Below are 21,671 nucleotides of genomic sequence, written 5' to 3'. Positions count from 1 at the left end.
GAAGGCAGAGGCCTTAAATAAGACCTCTGCTGATCGACTTAACGGTAAATTGCTTCATTCCATTTTAATTCATTACGGAATTGACGTAATTTCGTGTCCTCATCAATGACAACACATTCGATTTTTGCCATATTGGCGAAATCGTATAACTGCTCTGTTGTTACATCAAATGAGAATACAGTGTGGTGTGCTCCACCTGCATAAATCCATGCTTCTGTCGCTTCACTCAAGGATGGCTGCGGCTTCCACAATACTTTTGCTACTGGCAGATTTGGTGTTTCGATTTTTGGCTGTTCTGCTTTCACTTCATTGATGACAAGACGATAGCGTCCACCCATTTCAACAAGTGATGCATTAACAGCATCACCACCGCGACCATCAAATACAAGTCTAGCTGGATCTTCTTTTCCACCGATACCTAATGGATTCACGACAATTTTAGGCTTGGTAGCCGTAACGGTTGGACAGATTTCCAACATGTGTGAACCTAAAATCATTTCATTACCCGGCTCTAAGTGATACGTATAATCTTCCATGAATGAAGTCCCTTCATTATCAGAAATGATCTTCATCATACGGAGTAATGCTGCTGTTCTCCAGTCACCTTCACCAGCAAACCCATAACCTTCTGCCATTAAACGTTGTGCCGCAAGTCCTGGTAATTGTTTCATTCCGTGAAGATCTTCGAAGTTTGTTGTAAACGCAGTATAGTTACCTTTTGCCAAGAATGATTTTAAACCTAATTCGATTTTACCTTGGTATAAAATAGAGTCACGAACTGGTCCTGGCTCACTAGCTTCTGCAGGAAGTTCATAAAGCTCTTGATATTCTTTATATAAAGCATCTAATTCTGCATCCGTTACCTTATCCATCTCTTCTACAAGGTCACCAATACCATAATAGTCAACAACCCAGCCAAATTTAATTTGTGCTTCTATTTTATCTCCATCTGTCACGGCAACATTACGCATGTTATCACCGAAACGTGCTACGCGAATATTGCTGCCTTCTGATACAGCAACAGCAGTCTTCATCCAATCAGACACTTTTCCAGTTACTTCTGAATTTTCCCAATGACCAACGACTACCTTACGGGAAACGTCCATTCTTGTTCCAATAAAGCCGTATTCACGATCACCATGTGCTGCTTGGTTCGTGTTCATGAAATCCATGTCGATGCTTTCCCATGGAATATCACGGTTAAATTGTGTGTGCAAATGTAATAATGGTTTTTGCAATGATTTTAGACCAGTAATCCACATTTTTGCCGGAGAGAATGTGTGCATCCAAGTGATAACACCTGCACAGCCTTCATCAGAATTTGCTTGTTGAAGAAGACGGTGAATATCTGTTGAAGTTGTTAATACTTCTTTAAACTCTACTTGATAAGGTAAGTTACCTTTTTCATTTAATCCAGCAACGATTTGCTTTGAATTATCTGCTACTTCCTGTAATGTTTCTTCACCATATAAATGCTGACTACCTGTCACAAACCAAAATGTGTACGGACGTACTTTTAACATATATTTTCCTCCTCAAATTTGCACATTATATAATTATTTTTTATCTTGACCATAATAAGCATTTGCACCATGCTTTCTTAAATAGTGCTTGTCTAGCAAGAATGAATCCATATCTTCTGTGTTAGGATTGATTTGATAAGTGTGCAATGCCATTTTAGCCACTTCTTCCAGCACTACTGCATTATGAATGGCTTCGTGCGGGTCTTTACCCCAATTAAATGGTGCATGACTGTGGACAAGGACTCCTGGAACTTGCAGTGGATCAATATCTTGATCTTGGAAAGCTTCGACAATTACATTGCCAGTTTCCCATTCATATTCACCCTGTACTTCTTCCTTCGTCATTCTTCTGGTGCATGGAATCGTGCCATAGAAATAATCTGCCTGAGTCGTTCCAAGCGCAGGAACGCCTTTACCTGCTTGTGCCCAACTTGTCGCCCACGGGGAATGTGTATGCACTATTCCACCGATACCAGGGAATTTTTGATATAATAAACGGTGTGTTGGTGTATCTGAAGATGGCTTCAAATCACCCTCAACAATATTCCCTTCTAAATCTAAGACAACTAGATCTTTTGGTTTTAACTCTTCATATGGTACACCACTCGGTTTGATGACCATTAATCCTGATTCTTTGTCGAAACCGCTTACATTACCCCAAGTAAAGGTTACTAATCCATACTTTGGTAAATCGCGATTTGCTTCCACTACTTGCTCTTTTAATGTTTCAAGCATGTTTTGTTAACACCCTTTCACTATTCATTTCTTTCTTGTACGTATGTGTAAAATGAATTACTTTCATAATAATACAATTCGTACGTACATTCAATAATAAAATCATATTTTTATAAAATTTCCTACGAAAGCATCAATCATTCTGAAGAAATCTATCCAGCTCAGGGTTAAAAATGGAAAAAAGCAGCTGTACACATAATAACAGCCGCTTTTATACATCCTTTTAGGTATCAATTAGAAACTCTACATCCTGATGCTGATAGATAAGTTCAAAGTCATCATTTTCTAATAACTGATGATACATATCCTCCGGTGAAAACCATAAATAATCATTCTCAAATGTATAATCAGCTCCAAAATGATAGCATAGCCATACCAATTTAGAACAATAAATTTCTTCCCACGGATCATCCAAATCTTGTGAAAGATTAAAAGAGAATTTTGGTTGTTGCACCCCTTTTTTCAAATTATTATGATAATCTTGCAAATATTGAATCGCATAATCTGCAGCTTTTTTCCCTATTTTTGCTTGTTTAGGTCGAAATTGTGCATGCAATGGGTGTTTTACGAGGAACTGCTGAATCGAATCCTTTACGATCGCCGGTTCGCTACCTGGGGCTTCTGTTAACTCCTTCTCATTGATAACGATAGCTGCATGCCCCAAATAACCTGTTAATTCTGCCTTTATATTATCACTTGCTACTAATATATCCCCCGCTTGGAATGTCCGGTCCCTTGTAACAAAATACTGTCTTAGCGGATATTGCTCTCTTTGCAATGTATCATTTACAACATATTCAATGGTGATCAAGGTAGATGGGGCTGGCTTCTGCAAGGTTAAATAGGCTTCGCGTGAATTACTGTTTGCAGCCAGGTGCAGGTTATTCTCATATACTTTAAAAGCCAGATCAGGAAATAGTGGCCTAACCCAAATCAGGTCACCTTGAATATGCACATCAAACATACGCATCCTGTATCACCTCACCATAACATATGCCGTTAAATAGGCGTTGGCGACTAAGGAAAGTGCCTAATTTGATCTCACCAACTCCCCCCATTTTCAATATGCGCTAAGAAAAACAAAACTTAAATCCTAGCCCGTTTCTATCTATCTTTAATAGATACAGCTACCTATAATATGGATTATGTCATGTGGAACTGTATGACGATAAGGTCATTTTGAAATATTTTATCTGCTATGCAAAGCTCCGGAAATATGTTCCGCGTCCTGTGGGGCACGGATTCAGCTAGGCTACTACTTGAACAACTTCTTTGCTACCTTATGACGAGGAAGCTCACTTCGAAGCGATACTTGCAGACGGAGGCACAGACGAAGTGGAGCTTCAGCCGTGCCCCGCAGGACGCGAAGTGGTTGTCCGGAGCGGTATGCCAGCACACTAAACATTTCAAAATGACTTCAACGCTTGACATAATCCATATTATAAGAAGCCAACTTATATTTGGCATGAATGACTGTACTTGTGTACTTTCTTTACTGACAAGAAAAAAGCATTCCCGACGTTTCCGTAATGTCTGGAATGCTTTTTTAGTTAAAATACGATTGTTTTGTTGCCGTACACGATAATTCTGTCATCTAATTGCCATTTGACCGCTCGTGCTAAGACACTTCTTTCAACCGATTGACCGATTTTCTTCATTGCTTCGGCATTGTCACGGTGATCGACACGACTGATGTCCTGTTCAATGATCGGACCTTCATCAAGATCATTGGTTACATAATGGGAAGTAGCCCCAATTAATTTTACTCCACGCTGATATGCCCGCTCATACGGTTTCGCTCCAATAAATGCCGGTAAAAATGAATGGTGAATATTAATGATTTTGTTTTTGAATGTTTCTACAAAATGAGGTGTTAAAATTTGCATATATCGAGCCAGCACAATTACATCGATTTCATGCTCCTTTAACAATGCAATCTGTTCTTCTTCTACCTGTTTACGTATATCTTTATTAGCTGGTATATGATAATACGGAATCCCCAATGGCTCCACAAACTCACGAGAAGTGTCATGATTACTGATAACAAGACTGATGTCTGCCATCAGATCGCCACTCTGCCATTCCCATAACAGCTCCAACAGACAATGCGGCTCTTTCGATACAAAAATCGCCACTTTTTTAATTTGATCGACATATTTAAACGTAGCTTCCAACTGAAACTGATCTTTAATTTCCTCAAAGTCTTGCTCCAGTTGATTAACTTGATTTTTTAGATCTTCTATTTCAAATTCAATGCGAATAAAAAACTCGCCACCACCATTTGGATCGGTAGAGTATTGATTGGATTCGAGTATGTTTGCCTGATGATCATACAAAAACTGTGATACCGTCGCTACAATACCTGGTTGATCATCACAGTTAATTAACAGCCTCGCTCTATTCTTATTATTTTTTTTAAATGTTTCCAGTTTTTCCGCTATATAGCTTTTCATCTTGATCCCTACTTTATACTATTATCCATTAATACTTTACCATCTTATTCAGTTGGGTCAAGTATTCTACGAAAAAACCTGCTCCATTTTTTTAATAAAATGTTCCACTTCTGTTTCTGTCGTTGTTAACGGAGGTAAAATTCTTACAATCGATGGACCGGCTACTACGATCAATAATTGCTGTTCTTCACGCGCTTTATTCACATAGTCGATCGCATTTCCTTCCACCTCTAAGCCAATTAGAAGACCTTGGCCGCGAACTGACTTCACCTGTGACTTCTTACTTACTAATTCTTCAAGCTTAGACCAAATAACATCTGCTACTTCATTCGCTTTCTCTAAGACATTATTTTCTGTTACATGCTTAATTGTAGCAAGACCAGCAGTTGCTGCCATTGGATTACCACCAAAAGTACTTCCGTGTGTACCAGGCGTAAATACTTTTGCTACATGTTCTTGGGCTACCATAGCTCCAATTGCAAAGCCTGAGCCAAGACCTTTTGCAATGGTGAACACATCCGGCTCTATTTGGTAATGCTGATAAGAAAATAACTTCCCTGTTCGGCCAATGCCTGTTTGAATTTCATCTATCATCAACAGTATATCATTTTCTTTACAGATGGCTGATAACTCCTTTATCCAATCAACATCAACCGGAATGACGCCACCTTCACCTTGTACAAGCTCTAACAATACAGCAGCAGGCTTAAGTGCACTTAATTGTTGTAATGCCTCTTGGTCATTATAAGGTAAATATTGAAAGCCTGGTGTTAATGGAGCAAATCCATCCTGAATTTTTTGCTGACCTGTAGCAGACAAGGTTGCCATTGTTCTACCGTGGAAAGAGTTCTGGAACGTAATAATAAGTGGATTGTCTTGTTTTAATACATCGTGACCATATTTTTTCGCAATTTTTATAGCCGCTTCATTTGCTTCCGCCCCACTGTTACAGAAAAACACCTGGTCCCCACAACTGTTGTCTGTTAATGCTTTGGCTAATTTCTCCTGAGACGGAATATGATACAAATTGGAGCAATGCCAGAGCTTAGTTAATTGTTCGCTCACAGCTTTTTCAACTGGTTCTGGGACATGACCTAAATTACATGTCGCAATACCAGACGTATAATCTAAATATTTTGTTCCTTGGTCATCCCATACATAACTCCCTTTTCCCTCGACTAATGTGATCGGGAATCTTCCGTATGTTTGCATGACTGGTTGAAGTGTTTCAGTTTGATTAGACATATGGCACCTCCTGAGTTAGTGCGATTCTTGTACCGATTTGCTTTCCTTGCATAAAATCAACAAATCCGTGCTCTTTCGTTCCGTCCACAATCGATACTTCCATTACATTACGATACAATGCGGATAAAGCAGACTGAACTTTTGGTATCATCCCACCATGAATGATTTTTTGTTCAATTAGTTCTTCAATTTTTTCTTCGTCTAACTGATGAAAAACCTGTTTTTCCCCATTTACTTCGTGAAATATTCCAGGAATATCACTAATAAAACATAATTTTGCTCCTAACGCCTGTGCTACTGCAGAGGCTGCCATGTCAGCATTGATGTTATACCGTTGACCGAAAGCATCAATACCTAGAGGTGACACTACTGGAATCAATCCTTGTGTAACAAACGATTCCAATAAGCTAGTATTAACATTCGTTACTTCGCCAACAAAACCAAGTGAATCAGTTTCCTCGACTGGTTTGGCTGCAAACAACGTACCATCCACGCCACTTATACCGATGGCATTCCCTTTTGCTTTCGATAACTTACGAACGATGCCCTTGTTAATCGAACCACTCAGTGCCATTTCAACGACATCCAGCACCTCATTAGTCGTCACACGTAAGCCATTGACAAATTTGGTCTCCACACCTGTTTGTTGTAATAAGTGGGATATCAACGGTCCACCGCCATGGACGATAATAGGCTGCCACTCCCCTTGCTTTTGAATGGTGACAATATCCTGATAAAAAGAAGGAGGCAGTTGTTCGAAAACACTACCACCACATTTAATTACGACATACTTCATAAAACTTCCTCCTCACGTACGATAAGAAGCATTAATTCTTACATATTCATAGGAAAGATCGCAGCCCCATGCTGTTGCTTTTCCATTAGCATCGCCTAATTTGGCGATAATTTTAACTTCATCCTCTAATAAGTATTCCTTTGCTTGCTCTTCATTAAATGGAGCTGGTACTCCATTTTCTACAACTAAGATCTCACCAAGATATACACTGACTTTGTCTGGATCTAATGCCTGACCACTATAGCCAATCGCAGTAATGATCCGTCCCCAGTTCGCATCCGCACCATGAATAGCCGTCTTCACCAAATTAGAAGAAATGATTGATTTTGCGATAGCTGTTGCACTCTCATCGGTGAAAGCTCCATCTACCTGCACCTCTACCAAGCGAGTAGCTCCTTCACCATCTCTAGCAATTTCTTTTGCTAAATACTCGCAGACAAACTGTAATGCCTGATAAAAATCGTTCCATTGTGGATGCTGAGCTGTTAATGGCTGGTTTCCAGCCTTACCATTCGCCAATACTAACACCATATCGTTTGTACTTGTATCACCATCTACTGTGATCATGTTAAATGATTTATTCGTAATGGATTTAAGTGTGTCATGTAATGCAGCAGACGCAATATTCGCATCTGTTGTCACAAAACTAAGCATTGTCGCCATATTAGGATGGATCATTCCAGATCCTTTTGCCGCTCCACCAATTGTAACGGTTTGACCGTCGATTTCTAATTCGATCGCGATCCCTTTCTCTTTCGTATCAGTAGTCAAAATCGCTGTCTCAAACTTACCTGCGCCGAGGTGCTCTTCGTGATTGATCTGGCTGATGCCTTTTTGCAAACGATCCATAGGCAATAATTCTCCTATTAAGCCAGTAGATGCTACAGCAGCCATGTGTTCCTCAATTCCGACTGTTTCTGCAAATTGTTTTCGCATATCGTACGCATCCTGCAACCCTTGTTCACCTGTACAGGCGTTGGCAATGGCTGAGTTAACAATGATTCCTTGCAGTTGATTTTCCTTAGCGATACTTTCCTGCGTTACTTTTAAGGGGGCCGCTTGAAACACATTGGTTGTATAAACGCCAGCTGCCTGTGCAGGTACATCGGAATATACCCATCCTAAATCAATTTTCTTCTTTCTTAGCCCACAATGTAAACCACCTGCCTGAAAACCTTTTGCCGATGCAATATTTCCGTTTTTCAATAGCTTAAATGTGTCTTGTTGATCCGTAAATACCACTTTGTTCACTCCTTAAGGAAAGATAGGTAACTGGTCTAAGCCTGTTTTCTCATCCCATCCATACATAATATTCATATTTTGAATCGCTTGGCCGGAAGCACCTTTTACTAGATTGTCAATAACAGATACAATGATTAGCTTTCCGGTCCTTTCATCCGCGTATAAACCAATATCACAATAATTACTTCCATATACTTCTTTCGTAGCCGGAATCACACCTTCAGGTCGGACCCTTACGAAAGGGTGATCTTTGTAGTAAGAATGATAGATATCCAATAACTGCTTCGTTTGGTATTCATCACTCATATCTGCATAAATAGTGCTCATAATCCCTCTTGTCATCGGCACTACATGTGGTGTGAAGATCACCTGAATATTTTCATGAGAAAGTTCTGATAACGTCTGTTCTATTTCTGGAATGTGTTTATGAACGCCTACTTGATATGCTCGGAAATTTTCAGTCATTTCAGAAAAATGGAAGTTTAAGGAGAGCCCTCTCCCTGCACCAGAAACACCCGTTTTCGCATCTATAATAATTGATTGTGAGTCAATTAACCCTTGCTCAATTGCCGGAATCAAACCCAGTGCTGTTGCTGTCGGATAACATCCCGGATTTGCTAGAATACTAGCTTCTTTAATGCTTTCTTTATTAATCTCGGATAAACCGTAAATTGCTTTATCAATATATTGCCAAGGAGCAATTTCTTCTCCGTAATATTCCTGATACTTGTCACCATTTCGTAAGCGAAAATCGCCAGATAAGTCGATACAACGTACACCTTTTTCTACTAAAGATGGGATAACGTTCTTACTGACATTGGATGGTGTCGCAAAGAAAACAAGCTCCACTTCCTCTGCAAGCGTATCAACTTCCAAAGCAGACATTTGAATATCTGCTACCTCTGTAAGATGAGGATATACATCCGCTAAATCCGTCCCACTATTTGAATGTGAAATTACTTTTTTTACATTTACATGTGGATGGTTATGCAAAAATCGTAATAATTCTACCGCACCATAACCCGTTCCACCTATTATTGCTACATCCACAACAGTTCCCCCTAATTTCCGTGTCTGATTAGTTTATAATTATACTCCATTTTGTATTTTCATGCAATATTATTTATGAACATTTTTAAAAAATCATTATTTAAACAGCTATTCGTCTAATTATCCATGTAAAATTCCCAGTATGTCGTATACTATCCCTTGCATATTACATAAAATGCTTATATACATAAATTCGTATAAATATACAAAAGTGGAAGAAACGTTCGAATTAAACACGCACCTTAGTAAATGAAAAAACCCATCCTAAACCTACTCAATCCTTACTAACTTAAAAATATATAGCTAACTATAATGTGGGTGATGTTAACTAGGAGCTTACTAGATTAGTGTTAATTTTGAAATAATTTGTAGCTCTGGCCAACCACTCCGCGTCCTGCGGAGCATATTACCGGAGCTTTGCATAGCAGGTAAAATATTTCAAAATGACCTTATTGTCATACAGTTCCACTTTACATAATCCGTATTATCAGAAGTGTTATTTTCACTTTATCGCTATAATCCCCTTGCGAAAATAATGGATTTACGACAATACCTTTTACTTACTGATAGAAACAGCACCCACAATAACTTAACTGTGGGTGCTGTTTTTATTTATCAATCACTCGGTTTGTAAGCGTACCGACTTTTTCTATTTCAAGTTTAACCGTATCACCTGCTTGCAAAAATCGAGAGGGGTTCATAGCCAATCCTACTCCATCTGGTGTACCAGTAAAAATAATATCCCCTGGCTCTAATGTCATCAGACTCGAAATAAAACTTATTAAATATTCAATATCAAATATTAAATGTTTTGTATTCGAAGATTGTCTGACTTCTTGATTCACATAGGAGGTAATAGCTAGATTACTTGGATCCGCCAGTTCAGATCTCGTTACCAGCCAAGGACCGATCGGCGTAGTATGATCCAAAGATTTTCCTTGCAACCATTGCGGTGTTCTTTTTTGCAAATCACGTGCCGATATATCGTTAGCAATCGTATAACCAGCAACATATGTAAGAGCGTCTTCTTTTTTGACATATGAAGCTCTTTTTCCGATAACAACCGCAAGTTCTACTTCATAATCTAATTTATTGGTAGTCTGCGGATTATGAATATCGTCTTCTGGGCCAATTAATGCATTATTAAATTTAGAAAACAGGACTGGATATTTCGGGATATCACTGCCCATTTCCTTTACATGATTGGCGTAATTGATGCCAGTACAAATAATTTTCGATGGATTTGGCACAGGTGCTTCTAATACAACATCTTCTCGCTTATGCATATGCAGAGAATCTGTATCCTTCATGTGTGGAAGCAATTGTTCTGTTTGTTCAATATGAAATTGAGCCTGTTGATAAAAAGCTTGTGGGTCTGACGGAATTAAATAAGTGGCAGCATCCAGCGTTCCTCGTTCGATCAACTCATGTTGTAATCCGCTAATATCAAGCACATGATCTCCTTGTACAATCCCCATTCTACTTTGGGCATATGGATGTTTGAATCGATAACGTACTAATTTCATCTCTATCTCCCTCCCATTTATTTCTTATTATACCACACCTGATTTTTTCAATTTGTCGCTTTGTGTCAACCAAGGAACTGCACGAAGTAGTAATTATCTGCTGAACCTGTTAGCGCCTTGTTTAAGAGTGAAAAATAACTCAAAATATTTCGGAATTTTATTATCCATATTTATACTTCATCCAGTCTTGAAAGGGATTTATTAAATTATGTGACATCATGATAAATTCAATTTAATATTTTGTAATTTATAATAGTGTACGACATACACTATACTGTGAACAGGAGTTGATAATATGAGCGAAGCAAAAGATTATATGGATAAACTAATACAAGAATTACGTCGTGGAACCATTACCATCGGAGTATTAAGTCAGTTATCCGAACCTCAGTATGGATATTCTCTCGTCAGTATGCTTGGAGAAAAAGGGATTCACGTTGAACCTGGGACACTCTATCCACTCTTGAGAAGATTAGAAAAACAAGGTCTGCTTGAACAGAAATGGGATACCAACGAATCCCGGCCACGCAAGTATTATTTTTTAAGTGAAACAGGTAAAGAGGTTTATGACCTTCTTATTACAGAATGGGAAAATATTGTTCAGAGCCTAAATCATGTGATAGAAGAGAAAGGAGAAAAACAAAATGGAGATGATTGACCGTTATATTTATGCCGTTACCCAAAGGCTGCCACAGTCGCAACAAAAGGATATTGAAATGGAGCTTCGTGGTCTGATTGAGGATATGCTGGCAGAACGAGTTCAAGGAGAAGGAGCTACAGAAAAAGATGTGGAAGAAGTATTACTGGAGTTAGGAAACCCTAGAGAATTAGCAAGAAATTATCGTGGATCAAAAAAATATTTTATAGGACCTGAATTATACGATCCATTCATGCTTGTAGTTAAAATCACTTTAATTTCAACAGCTTTGTCTATTTTTATCGTTTTCATCGTTCAGTCCATTATAAACCCTGTTGCGATTCTGGATCATTTCGTCGGATTTATCGTTTCACTCGTAACCATTCTTCCCGCAGCGTTCGGTTGGACTGCTTTCGGTTTTGGAATTGCTGAATATATGGAGAAAATAAACCCGAAAGATGTAGAGTTTAACAAGCAATGGCATCCGGCAAAATTAGCTCCCGTTCCCAATAAAAAAGGCCGCATCAAGCAGCATGAACCAATTGTGGGCATTGCATTTTTAGCAATACTGATCGTCGCCTTTATGTTTTCAAGCGAATATCTTGGTATTTGGGTTTTTGATGATGGATTCTCCGGAGTGGTACCATTTTTAAACACAGAAACATTCGACTTTCAACTGATATTAATCATCATTTATTTAGGGATTGGGATCATAAAAGAGGCATTAAAACTCGTATTTGGGGAATGGACATCCAAGTTGGCAACCTTTATATTACTACTCAATTTGGTACAATTAGCAGCCGTAATGTTGATGATCACCGGACTGGATTTTTGGAATCCAAACTTCATGCTTGAATTAACTCAAGCAGGCTTACTGAATGAAGGAAGCGATGCCTATCAAACCGTAAGTTCTATCTGGGAAAATTCCACATTATGCATTTTTATATTGATGGTAATTGGACTGATCTGGGAACTGGTTGAAGGGTTTATCAAAGTAAACAAAAGTAAGTAGATTACTTTTGCCAGTAATATAAATCTGGGACAAAAAAATTTAAGCCAAAGTAATAGCCGAACCTATCATAAACTTTGATTAAATAACGTTCATGTTAGGTTCGGCTTTTTTGTGCTGTATGTATATACTGCGAAGTAACTCTTTAAACAAACGCTTATTTCAATTTGGTGATTTTGACATTTTTGAGGTGCTAAGCCAAGCTCCGGAAATAGGCTCCGCGTCCTGTGGGGCACGACTTTAGCTAGGCTACTACTTGAACTACTTCATTGCTGCCTTGTGCCGAGGAAGCCCGCTTCAAAGCGATACTTGCAGACACAGGCACAGACTAAGTGGATCTTCGGCTCGCGCTGATCCCACGGGAGTCTCCGCCTATTTCCTACGCTTTAAGGAAGTTCTACAACGACTGCAACAGTTAAAAGCTATGGTGCTAGGCATTAAGCATTGCTAGACTTAGTATGAACACTCATTTATAGCACTCTATATACTATCTCTTGCACGAGTTGTAGAACAAATATCATAGCGTAGGCCAACCACGGAGACTCCCGCGGGACGTGCAGGTGCTGAAGATCCACTTTGTGAAGTGGTTTTCTTCACAAAGTTAGCTTCAGCCGTGCCCCGCAGGACGCAGAGTGATTGGAGGGAGCGGTATCCTAGCACTTACTCCATTTCAAAATGGTCTTCACGCTAGTTAGGTGAAGCATCACCAGAGATCGTCATTACTTCGCAGTTTGCTTCAAATCTGTATTGCTCGTAATTAGAGCATTACTGATATTTTTTATCTAACCAGAATGATCTTTTACAACACTTTACTCAAAAATGACTTAGTACGATCATGCTGTGGATTTTCGAAAATTTGCTTCGGTTCGTTTTCCTCGATCACGTATCCTTCATCCATGAAAATAACGCGATCACCGACTTCTCGTGCAAAGCCCATTTCGTGCGTTACGACAACCATCGTCATGCCTTCTTCTGCAAGCTGCTTCATAACTCCTAATACTTCGCCGACCATTTCCGGGTCTAAAGCAGATGTTGGTTCATCGAATAACATTACTTTCGGTTCCATACCTAACGCTCTTGCGATGGCTACACGCTGTTTTTGCCCACCTGATAATGATTCAGGGTAGGCCGCTGCCTTGTCTAACAAGCCAACTTTTTGCAGCAAGTCTTTCGCTTTCTTTTCTGCTTCCTGCTTCCCCCATTTTTTTACGGTCATAATCGGAAGCGTAATATTTTCTAATACCGTCTTATGAGGAAAAAGGTTAAACTGCTGAAATACCATTCCCACTTCTGCACGTAGTTTATTAATATCGACACCTTTTCCGGTTAATTCCTGCCCATCAATAGTCACTGTACCGTCCGTAACGGATTCAATTAAGTTAAGACAACGGAGAAATGTAGATTTACCTGATCCAGAAGGTCCGATGACAACAACAACTTCCTGTTGATCAATATCAACATTGATATCCTTTAATACTTCCAAATCGCCAAAGGATTTTTTTAAATTTCTAACCGAAATCATTTCACATCAAACCTTCTTTCTATATAATTTAATAAATAAGTAAGACCAAGCGTTAAGATTAAATAAAGCAGTGCTACCATTAAGTATGGCTCCCACACTCTTAAGTATTGTCCAGACGCTGCTCTTCCCCAATACAGGATTTCCTGAGCTGCAATCATGGCACCTAATGAAGAGTCCTTTAATAAGACAATGAATTCATTTCCTAACGGCGGAATGGAGCGCTTGAACGCTTGTGGCAGCAGAACATGACGCATGACTTGGAATTTATTCATACCTAATGAATGCGCCGCTTCCGCTTGTCCTTTATCAATCGACTGCAAGCCTGCACGGAATATTTCCGCTACATAAGCAGAAGAGTTTAGCGACAATGTTACAATCACCGAAATAACGGGTGTTGTCTCTCCAATAACCGTCGGTAGAACCGCATAATGAAATAAGAACAATTGCACTAATAATGGTGTTCCCCTCAAAAAGTTAATGTACCAGACAAATGGTAACCGTACGATCCATACAGGGGACATCTTTCCTAACGCTATAAAAAAACCGAGAATACAACCCATTAAGACGCCGATTACAGACATTAGAACAGTAAGCCCCATACCCTTCATGAAGAAAGGGAAGTATTCTACGATGATATCAAACCTGAAATCCATGTTGTAATCTCCTTTCTATCTTTACTTTACTTTGCTTTTGTTTCCCTTTTTTATACTTGCATAAACCAAACAAAACGAAAAGCGCAACGGGTTCGCTACGCTTTTCGTAGGATGTGAAATTATTGTTCTAACGCGGCAGTATCTGGTTCAACACCAAACCACTCTTTATAAATGTCTGCATATGTTCCATTTTCAATAAGCGTTTGAAGAGCTGCATCAATATCTTTTTTGATGTCACTGCCTTTCGGGAACATAATGCCATAATATTCAGATTCAAACGTTTCTGGATCTGAAATCATTTCAACGTCTGCCTCCGGATTGTTTGCCACATATTCATCCGCAACAACGTTATCTGTTACAACTGCATCTACATCTCCTGATTGTAGAGAGGTTAATGCCAGTGTATTGGAATCATATTTCGAGATATTGTCAGCGTTTTTGCCAAGAATCTTTTCAACTGCTTCTGCACCAGTAGTTCCTGATTGTACACCGACTTTCAAATCTTTTATGTCTTGTCCGCTTGTAATATTTTCACCTGAGCGGAAAATGATTTTGTGTGTTGATTCGAAATATGGAGAAGAGAAATCATAGGATTGTTTACGCTCATCGTTCACCGTCACACCTGCAATTGCAAGATCAGCATCTCCTTGTTCAACTGAAAGTAACATCGCGTCCCAGCCAACATTCTCAAGCTCATAATTATAACCTGCTTCTTCCATCACCGCAGCAAGTAAATCGATGTCGAAACCAACTACTTCGCCTTTATCTAAATAAGTAAATGGCATAAATCCTGCTTCAGTTACTACTTTTAAGGTTGGTTTATCGCTTCCGTTAGTTTGTTCTGCACTATCATCAGTACCACATGCTACTAGCACAGTGAGTAACAAAGCAGCAAAACCTTTTATCCATTTATTCATAAATATTCACTCCAGTTATTATTTATACATTTCACAACGAATATCTTAAAGTAATTCACTCTTAAAATCAATAGGTTTTCGTAAAATTTGTGTATTTTGACAATTCAGAATTTTTTGTATAATTATTACACATATTTGGAGGGGAGTATTAATATTTTCCCCCTCCTCTTCCTTGTTATACTAAAATCGTTAAAAGCAATGGCAATGTGATCAGACTCAACAAAGTCGTAATGAGTGTTACACTCGAAACGAAGCCTGGCCTTGAACCGAATTGCAAAGCATACATCGTTGTATTCGCCGCTGTCGGCATTGCTGCGGTAATGATCAAAATATCTTTAACCATCTCATCAACCGGTAAAGGAAGTGTTAGAAAATAAGCAATAACCGGAGCCAGCAACAAGCGGAATACAACCGCCAAGCTTACACGACCAAACTCCAGATCTCCAAGTTTAATTTTAGCCAGTTGCATACCTAATACAACCATAATGGTCGGAATCGTCGCATCAGCTACCATATCAATTGCCGTCATCATTTGATCATTAATAGGTAAATGAAACAGATTTAACAGAATTCCAAGTATGGCACCATACACAATTGGCACTTTCACGACATCTTTTAATGGCGATATCTTGATCCTTCTGCCATCCGCTCCACCTTTTGCCGCAAAATAAATACCGATTGTACACATAATTAACGTCTGCAATACCATTAATATAATCGCATAGTGAAAACCTTCCTCACCAAACACGAGTAAAATCAGCGGTACCCCGTAATTTCCATTATTCATAAAAACACTGGAAAGAACAAATCCACTTTTCACCTGCTGGTCCCACTTTCGAATATATCCTACCAGATAACTGAATAACAGACTGATCATACATAATACTAATAAGAATGCACCCAAATAAATATAATCCATATTCAGCTCATTTTGATAAAAGGTACGAAATGCCAAAAAAGGCGACATCAAATAAAGCGTCATCGTAGAAATCGATTTAATATCAATAGGCAAAAACTTAATTCCTATATAACCGATTGCAAATATACTGAATATCGGGATCAATACACCGATAAATTCCATCTTATCACACCATTTCTATTATGCTTTTCCGAAAGGGAGCCAATGATACAAAAGCATCATCACTGTCCCTGCTGAAGTCAAGATTCCCATATAAGCGTAGAGCGTAGAACCGCCTAAGTTGTCCATCATAACACCACCCAAAAGTGAACCAATAATGCCTGATAAACCAAAAAAGGTAGATACAAAAACTAAATGACCTGTCGATTGAAGCATTTTAGGGATTAGCCTTGTCACATACTGAAAAGCCGTTAAATAAAATACCCCGAATGTTAGACCATGTAAAAATTGCAGTGCTACAATTAACATCGGATCATTAAATACGGCATACAAAAACCAGCGAATCGAATAAAGCACACCCGCAGCGATAATAAAAATAAGGGGATGATATTTACGAAACCAATACCCTGCTGTCGCAAAAACAATTGCTTCACTTGCTACTCCTGCAAACCAGGCAATACCGATCAAATCCTCTGAGCCGCCCAGCGATGCTATGTATATGCCAATAAAACTGTCGTTCGCCCTATGCGCAATCGTAATAAAAACAATTAGTACAAGAAAGATAATAAATGGTTTCTTTTTCAGTAACATACTAATATCCTTAAATTGGATGGGAGGTGTTTCCACCTTTACATCCACCAATTGCGTACTCACCAGAAAACCGGCAGTCGCTAAAATAAAATATGGCCAGGCGATAAAATGGATTCCTGTATGAGAGAGGATTTCACCTACCAGTAGCGAAGAGGTGGCAAAACCAATTGAACCCCACGTACGAATGGACCCGAAGCTAACTCCCAATTGATCTGCGCGCCGTTGAGATAAACTGTCTCCGAGTGCCCCAATTGGTGATGCGAAGAAAAAGAAAGCAGCACCACTTAATAGTAACAACGGTACAGTCTCCATCTGCAGAAAGAGCAGACTCATAATCATAATACCGACTAAGCAAAGCATTACTATTTTTTTTACCGTTTGTCGCTTATCACTTGTATAACCCCAAAATGGTTGGGCAAATATCGAAACAAGCGGTCCTACCGCCATTATCCAGCCTATCTCTGTCCCGTTTAGCCCTTTTTCCTGTAGGCTTAATGGTAAGAAGCTGACGATAACCGTATTGGCCGCATGAAAACAAAATAAGAGCATTTTTAATGGTATCGTTGATTCTCCGCGAAATAACAAGTACATAGCTCCCTTCTCAAGTTGTACTAATAAGTTCTAATTATAGTGTTTCTTCGACATAAAAGAAAGGGTAATTTAAAGAGGGCTAAGAGGAAAAGAGCATAACAAGGGGGAGAGAAACAGCAAAACTCGTCTGACAACGGTGATCTTGCGAATAGATGATGACGATCACCCAAAAGCATAAGAGCGACTCAATTTCTGGTTATCACCACCAAGCAAGTCTTCCTTATTATAGAGCGATGCAGGTCTTCAGCATGTTTCATCGCTAAAATTTATACTCCTTGTTAACTTAGAAAAACCGGGCATAACCCACCGGTCCTAATTGACATAAATAATATACAACTGCCTATAATATGGATTATGTTAACTATGGCTGTATTGCAAAATGGTCATTTTGATATATTTTATCTGCTTAGCAAAGCTCCGGAAATATGCTCCGCGTCCTGTGGGCACGGCTTCAGCTAACTTAGGAAAGAAAATTCTTTTCTTTCCTAAGTGGATCTTCAGCTCGCGCTGATTCCACGGGAGTCTCCGCATATTTCCTACGCTTAAGTGAGGGTTCAACACCGTCTGTAACAGTTAATAGCAGGCAGCAGTACTAAGCATTATATCTCTGCAATTCCCCAATTTGATGATAGCAATCTAAATGCTAAGTCTTCTATTAGTTGTAGAACCAATATATTAGCGCAGGCCAACCACGGAGACTCCTGCAGGAACAGCGCGAGCTGAAGATCCACTTTGTGAAGCGCTTTTCTTCACAAAGTTAGCTGAAGCCGTGCCTGCCGGACGCGGAGTGGTTGGCCGAAGCGATATCTCAGCACATGAATCATTTCAAAATAAACACTAAGCAGTTAGTTAACATAATCCATATTATAGGAACTCAACTTCATGTTCAATATGATTACTGCTGTGGCTGCACTTATATACTTTCTTGACTGAGTACAAAAAAGACTAGCCTTAAGACTAGTCTTTTTTACATTATTTTTTGATAAATAATTGGGTCCAGTAATTGCCATCTGAACTGTAACCTACACCGATGTGCGTCACTTCGCGGTCGAGCATATTTCGACGGTGACCTTCACTGTTTAACCAACCTTCCACAACTTGTTGCGGAGATTGCTGCCCTGCCGCAATATTCTCTGATGCCTTTGTGTATGATACGCCAAACTGCTTTAACATATCAAAAGGAGAACCATATGTTGGTGAAGTATGAGAGAAGTAGTCGTTTTCCGACATATCATCCGCTTTCTTCTGTGCTACATCTGCTACTTCATAATCTATTTTTAATGGAGGTACACCATTTCTATTGCGGGCATCATTTGTTAAATCAACCACTTGTTGGCGGACTGCATCTAACGACTCGGCGTCATTTGACGGAGTTGCCTGGTCCGTTGTATCGTTTTGCTCAGCATTGTTATTTCCATTGTTTGGTCCGCGAAACCATTGATTGGGGTTCGCTTTTCCAAAAATATTTTGTTCTCTGCCAGGATTGACAGGGACTTCATCAGGATTATCTGTTGTCGGTTGATCTTCGTCTTTATTGTAGCCGCTAAAGTTTACATTCTCTGGCTGAATATCTTGATTTTCTGGTTCTAATGAACTTTCATTACATGCGCCAAGTAGGAAGGCGACAAACAATAGCAATGTCATCATCTGTTTGTACATATTATCACCTCTAGGTAGTATTTATCCTGTAGGTTTACTATGCACCAAAGATGTTGTACTTATTCTATTTCATTTACATCTACAACTCTTTTTTCTTCCAGTGATTTTTCTGCAGCTGCTGTGACTTTGAACGTATACCAGCTATCTTCATACGTGGAAAGTATTTTTGAACGATCGCCTGTTGCAACAGCATGCAAAAAGGCTTCTGTCTCCCGTTTATAAGGATTTTGCAGTTGATCATAACGCTCTTGTTTCCCCGGAAACTTCCAATTAACATGTCCCAATTTCCAATCAATAATGCCTTGATCCGTATATATTTCGATGCCTACATCCCCAGTTCCATTTGGCAATGCCGACGTATTCATGATTTGGACTAGCATGCCCGATTCCATCGTTAACGTAAAAAGACCAACATCCGCTACTGTTACAGTCGGGTCTTTTTTATTAGTACATTGATTGGTTTCTTGCGCATAAACAGCCTTTACCTCACCAAATAAATAGCGGATAAGATCTGTTATGTGTGTTGTCTGCTCATTAAACTGCCCACCAGACTGCTCCTGATTCCGCCACCAGTATACGCCTGGCATGGAGCCCATCCATTTCCCGGCTGCCATTGCCGTCTCCGCATTTTTTAGTAATTCCTGCACTCTGGCAATTGTATCGGAATAGCGCAGATGGTAGCCAACTGCAGTCAGATGTTGATGCTGCTCTACTTTTTCCTTCACCTTGCGAACTTGCTGCACATCTATTCCTAACGGTTTTTCTACTAAAAAAGGGATGCCGTAGTCTATTAACAATGCTTCATAATTCTTATGCGCCATTGGCGGGACACAGATATAGACCGCATCTAGCTGCTCCTGCTCTAACATCGTTTCTAATTGTGAATATCCAACAGCCCCTGTATACTGGGCTGCAAACTGTTCTGCTTTTTCAAGGCTTGATCCCACGAACCCTGCCACTTCTACATTTTCTATCCCTTGTAGTACCTGTACATGATGATTGGTAAATCCCCCGGTTCCGATAAATCCAATACGTAACATGTTTACCTCTCCTCTCAAATTAAACGGTTTCATGAAATCGCATCCCTGCCGAGGCAGGAAGACTTACTAAGCAAATATTCTTTTCTGACGCCATTTACCATAGCGGTAATACAAAAAGGCGAATATACTACTTATCATAAAGCTTATACCAATTCCATATCCAATACCATCTTCACCCATTATTTCTGAAAAAAGATACGACAGTGGATAACGAAGCGCCCAGAAGGATAGAAGATTAAGCACTAGCACCTGATACATCGCCCCAGACGCCCTGACAATACCATTCAAAACAAAATTAATGCCGAGAAAAGGATAGAAAAAGGCAATTACCATTAAGTAACTTGCACCAAACTGTACCGCACCTTCTTCCTGGATAAAAAGGCGCATTCCAAATTCAGCGAATAATGAAATGATAACAGCAACAAGAAGCATCACAGCTAAATTATATATGATACCGTATGTTGCAATTTTTTTCACTCGTTCCCATTTTCCCACTCCGATATTTTGACCAGCCATGCTATTGACGGTTGCACTTAGCGCATGAGCTGGCAACAAAAATAAACTATCCAGTCGCTGGGCTGCACTGTACCCCGCCACAGCATCTTCCCCATACCCTGCTACCACACTGATGATCGCAGCTGCGCCAGCAGAAATCACCGCCATTTGTAATCCAGACGGTATTCCTAGATTTAGGATCAGCTTCACTTCTGATATTTGCGGAATAACCGGCCACTTTAACGGAATAATCTTCTTCCTGACAACGTACAGGACTCCATATATAAATGCAAACCCTTGGGATAGAATAGTGGCCACTGCAGCCCCTTGCACCCCTAAATGAAAAACAGAGATGAACAGTGGGTCGAGTACAATATTAAGCAATACGGCAAGGGAGACAAATTTTAACGGTGTCTTACTGTCACCAACCGCTCGTAACGCCGTACTGATAAAGTTATATCCAATTAAAAATAAAATACCTATTGCATTAATTCGTAAATACATAATGGAGGAAACGAGCATAGAGGAAGGAGTGTCCAACAGTTGCAAAATCGCTTCAGCAAAAACGAATCCAATTACCCCCATCATGATACCTAATGCTGTTAAGGTAACGACGAAAGCATTCACGTATCGGGCTACACCTCGTTCATTCCCTTTACCCTTCTGCTGAGAGAGGACGGTCAGCGTTGTATTATTTATACCAATGATAAACGATAAAACCGTAAAAATGACAGTACCTGCAATGTTCACTGCCCCTAGAGCATTCGCGCCAATCAGATTCCCCACCCAAATACTGTCGACAAATTGATAGGACACTTGTAATAACTGGGCAAACATAATAGGTGAAGAAAAATGAAATAAATCTGTCCATATATTCCCTTTTGTAAAATCACGATGTTTACTCAAAAA

General features: G+C 39.5%; 19 protein-coding genes. 2 read left to right on the top strand and 17 right to left on the bottom strand.

Annotation, left to right across the window (positions count from 1 at the left end):
• Positions 1–38: 38 nt before the first annotated feature.
• The 9 genes from araA to MUN88_RS08095 all read right to left on the bottom strand — a co-directional run bounded on the left by araA (position 39) and on the right by MUN88_RS08095 (position 10,570).
• Positions 39–1,523, bottom strand: a complete 1,485-nt coding sequence (araA, locus tag MUN88_RS08135) for an L-arabinose isomerase (RefSeq protein ID WP_244723162.1) — start codon at positions 1,521–1,523, stop codon at positions 39–41.
• A 33-nt stretch (positions 1,524–1,556) separates the two neighbouring features.
• Positions 1,557–2,258 carry an L-ribulose-5-phosphate 4-epimerase gene (gene araD, locus MUN88_RS08130; RefSeq protein WP_244723159.1) on the bottom strand — a complete coding sequence of 234 codons (702 nt, stop codon included), beginning with the start codon at positions 2,256–2,258 and terminating at the stop codon, positions 1,557–1,559.
• A 223-nt stretch (positions 2,259–2,481) separates the two neighbouring features.
• Positions 2,482–3,228 (bottom strand): C40 family peptidase, encoded by a 747-nt coding sequence (locus MUN88_RS08125; protein ID WP_244723156.1) that lies wholly within the window; start codon positions 3,226–3,228, stop codon positions 2,482–2,484.
• 580 nt (positions 3,229–3,808) lie between these two features.
• Positions 3,809–4,711: a formyltetrahydrofolate deformylase gene (purU, locus tag MUN88_RS08120; protein ID WP_244723154.1), complete on the bottom strand. Its 903-nt coding sequence runs from the start codon at positions 4,709–4,711 to the stop codon at positions 3,809–3,811.
• Positions 4,712–4,777: 66 nt separating this feature from the next.
• Positions 4,778–5,956 carry an acetylornithine transaminase gene (gene argD / locus MUN88_RS08115; protein ID WP_244723152.1) on the bottom strand — a complete coding sequence of 393 codons (1,179 nt, stop codon included), beginning with the start codon at positions 5,954–5,956 and terminating at the stop codon, positions 4,778–4,780.
• Positions 5,949–6,752 (bottom strand): acetylglutamate kinase, encoded by an 804-nt coding sequence (gene argB, locus MUN88_RS08110; RefSeq protein WP_244723150.1) that lies wholly within the window; start codon positions 6,750–6,752, stop codon positions 5,949–5,951. The genes argD and argB overlap by 8 nt, the downstream gene beginning before the upstream one ends.
• A gap of 12 nt (positions 6,753–6,764) precedes the next feature.
• Positions 6,765–7,994, bottom strand: coding sequence for a bifunctional ornithine acetyltransferase/N-acetylglutamate synthase (gene argJ / locus MUN88_RS08105; protein WP_244723148.1), 1,230 nt, complete (start codon positions 7,992–7,994; stop codon positions 6,765–6,767).
• A 12-nt stretch (positions 7,995–8,006) separates the two neighbouring features.
• Positions 8,007–9,044 (bottom strand): N-acetyl-gamma-glutamyl-phosphate reductase, encoded by a 1,038-nt coding sequence (argC, locus tag MUN88_RS08100; protein WP_244723147.1) that lies wholly within the window; start codon positions 9,042–9,044, stop codon positions 8,007–8,009.
• Between the two features lie 608 nt (positions 9,045–9,652).
• Positions 9,653–10,570 carry a fumarylacetoacetate hydrolase family protein gene (locus tag MUN88_RS08095; RefSeq protein WP_244723145.1) on the bottom strand — a complete coding sequence of 306 codons (918 nt, stop codon included), beginning with the start codon at positions 10,568–10,570 and terminating at the stop codon, positions 9,653–9,655.
• 295 nt (positions 10,571–10,865) lie between these two features.
• On the opposite strand from MUN88_RS08095, the gene MUN88_RS08090 reads away from it, so the two are divergent.
• Both MUN88_RS08090 and MUN88_RS08085 read left to right on the top strand, forming a co-directional pair.
• Complete coding sequence (locus tag MUN88_RS08090) at positions 10,866–11,228, top strand: PadR family transcriptional regulator (protein WP_244723143.1); 363 nt, start codon at positions 10,866–10,868, stop codon at positions 11,226–11,228.
• Positions 11,215–12,219, top strand: coding sequence for an HAAS signaling domain-containing protein (locus MUN88_RS08085; RefSeq protein ID WP_244723141.1), 1,005 nt, complete (start codon positions 11,215–11,217; stop codon positions 12,217–12,219). The genes MUN88_RS08090 and MUN88_RS08085 overlap by 14 nt, the downstream gene beginning before the upstream one ends.
• 796 nt (positions 12,220–13,015) lie before the next feature.
• Here MUN88_RS08085 and MUN88_RS08080 read toward each other — a convergent pair.
• From MUN88_RS08080 to MUN88_RS08045, 8 genes are all read right to left on the bottom strand, one after another.
• Entirely contained in the window at positions 13,016–13,738 is a 723-nt protein-coding gene (locus tag MUN88_RS08080; protein WP_244723140.1) for an amino acid ABC transporter ATP-binding protein, read from the bottom strand.
• Positions 13,735–14,391 (bottom strand): amino acid ABC transporter permease, encoded by a 657-nt coding sequence (locus MUN88_RS08075; RefSeq protein WP_244723138.1) that lies wholly within the window; start codon positions 14,389–14,391, stop codon positions 13,735–13,737. Before MUN88_RS08075 ends, MUN88_RS08080 begins: the two co-directional genes overlap by 4 nt.
• A 119-nt stretch (positions 14,392–14,510) precedes the next feature.
• Positions 14,511–15,308 (bottom strand): basic amino acid ABC transporter substrate-binding protein, encoded by a 798-nt coding sequence (locus tag MUN88_RS08070; RefSeq protein WP_244723136.1) that lies wholly within the window; start codon positions 15,306–15,308, stop codon positions 14,511–14,513.
• 175 nt (positions 15,309–15,483) lie between these two features.
• A complete protein-coding gene (locus MUN88_RS08065) occupies positions 15,484–16,389 on the bottom strand; it encodes an AEC family transporter (protein ID WP_244723134.1) in 906 nt (301 codons plus the stop codon).
• An 18-nt stretch (positions 16,390–16,407) separates the two neighbouring features.
• Entirely contained in the window at positions 16,408–17,562 is a 1,155-nt protein-coding gene (locus MUN88_RS08060) for an MFS transporter (protein WP_244723132.1), read from the bottom strand.
• A gap of 978 nt (positions 17,563–18,540) precedes the next feature.
• The gene (locus MUN88_RS08055) at positions 18,541–19,227 is read right to left on the bottom strand and encodes a CAP domain-containing protein (RefSeq protein WP_244723130.1); all 687 of its coding nucleotides are present in this window, start codon (positions 19,225–19,227) and stop codon (positions 18,541–18,543) included.
• 59 nt (positions 19,228–19,286) lie between these two features.
• Positions 19,287–20,267, bottom strand: a complete 981-nt coding sequence (locus MUN88_RS08050; protein WP_244723129.1) for a Gfo/Idh/MocA family protein — start codon at positions 20,265–20,267, stop codon at positions 19,287–19,289.
• A gap of 66 nt (positions 20,268–20,333) precedes the next feature.
• A complete protein-coding gene (locus MUN88_RS08045; protein ID WP_244723128.1) occupies positions 20,334–21,668 on the bottom strand; it encodes an MATE family efflux transporter in 1,335 nt (444 codons plus the stop codon).
• Positions 21,669–21,671 lie beyond the last annotated feature (3 nt).

The sequence above is a fragment of the Gracilibacillus caseinilyticus genome, assembly GCF_022919115.1.
GTDB classification, from domain to species: domain Bacteria; phylum Bacillota; class Bacilli; order Bacillales; family Amphibacillaceae; genus Gracilibacillus; species Gracilibacillus caseinilyticus.
This window is presented reverse-complemented; position numbering and strand designations above follow the sequence as displayed.

What these genes read in the sequence shown, in the direction of transcription:
- araA (WP_244723162.1), bottom strand. Translation starts at nt 1,523, where the DNA reads ATGTTAAAAGTACGTCCGTACACATTTTGGTTTGTGACAGGTAGTCAG.
- araD (WP_244723159.1), bottom strand. Translation starts at nt 2,258, where the DNA reads ATGCTTGAAACATTAAAAGAGCAAGTAGTGGAAGCAAATCGCGATTTA.
- MUN88_RS08125 (WP_244723156.1), bottom strand. Translation starts at nt 3,228, where the DNA reads ATGCGTATGTTTGATGTGCATATTCAAGGTGACCTGATTTGGGTTAGG.
- purU (WP_244723154.1), bottom strand. Translation starts at nt 4,711, where the DNA reads ATGAAAAGCTATATAGCGGAAAAACTGGAAACATTTAAAAAAAATAAT.
- argD (WP_244723152.1), bottom strand. Translation starts at nt 5,956, where the DNA reads ATGTCTAATCAAACTGAAACACTTCAACCAGTCATGCAAACATACGGA.
- argB (WP_244723150.1), bottom strand. Translation starts at nt 6,752, where the DNA reads ATGAAGTATGTCGTAATTAAATGTGGTGGTAGTGTTTTCGAACAACTG.
- MUN88_RS08095 (WP_244723145.1), bottom strand. Translation starts at nt 10,570, where the DNA reads ATGAAATTAGTACGTTATCGATTCAAACATCCATATGCCCAAAGTAGA.
- MUN88_RS08090 (WP_244723143.1), top strand. Translation starts at nt 10,866, where the DNA reads ATGAGCGAAGCAAAAGATTATATGGATAAACTAATACAAGAATTACGT.
- MUN88_RS08085 (WP_244723141.1), top strand. Translation starts at nt 11,215, where the DNA reads ATGGAGATGATTGACCGTTATATTTATGCCGTTACCCAAAGGCTGCCA.
- MUN88_RS08080 (WP_244723140.1), bottom strand. Translation starts at nt 13,738, where the DNA reads ATGATTTCGGTTAGAAATTTAAAAAAATCCTTTGGCGATTTGGAAGTA.
- MUN88_RS08075 (WP_244723138.1), bottom strand. Translation starts at nt 14,391, where the DNA reads ATGGATTTCAGGTTTGATATCATCGTAGAATACTTCCCTTTCTTCATG.
- MUN88_RS08070 (WP_244723136.1), bottom strand. Translation starts at nt 15,308, where the DNA reads ATGAATAAATGGATAAAAGGTTTTGCTGCTTTGTTACTCACTGTGCTA.
- MUN88_RS08065 (WP_244723134.1), bottom strand. Translation starts at nt 16,389, where the DNA reads ATGGAATTTATCGGTGTATTGATCCCGATATTCAGTATATTTGCAATC.
- MUN88_RS08055 (WP_244723130.1), bottom strand. Translation starts at nt 19,227, where the DNA reads ATGTACAAACAGATGATGACATTGCTATTGTTTGTCGCCTTCCTACTT.
- MUN88_RS08050 (WP_244723129.1), bottom strand. Translation starts at nt 20,267, where the DNA reads ATGTTACGTATTGGATTTATCGGAACCGGGGGATTTACCAATCATCAT.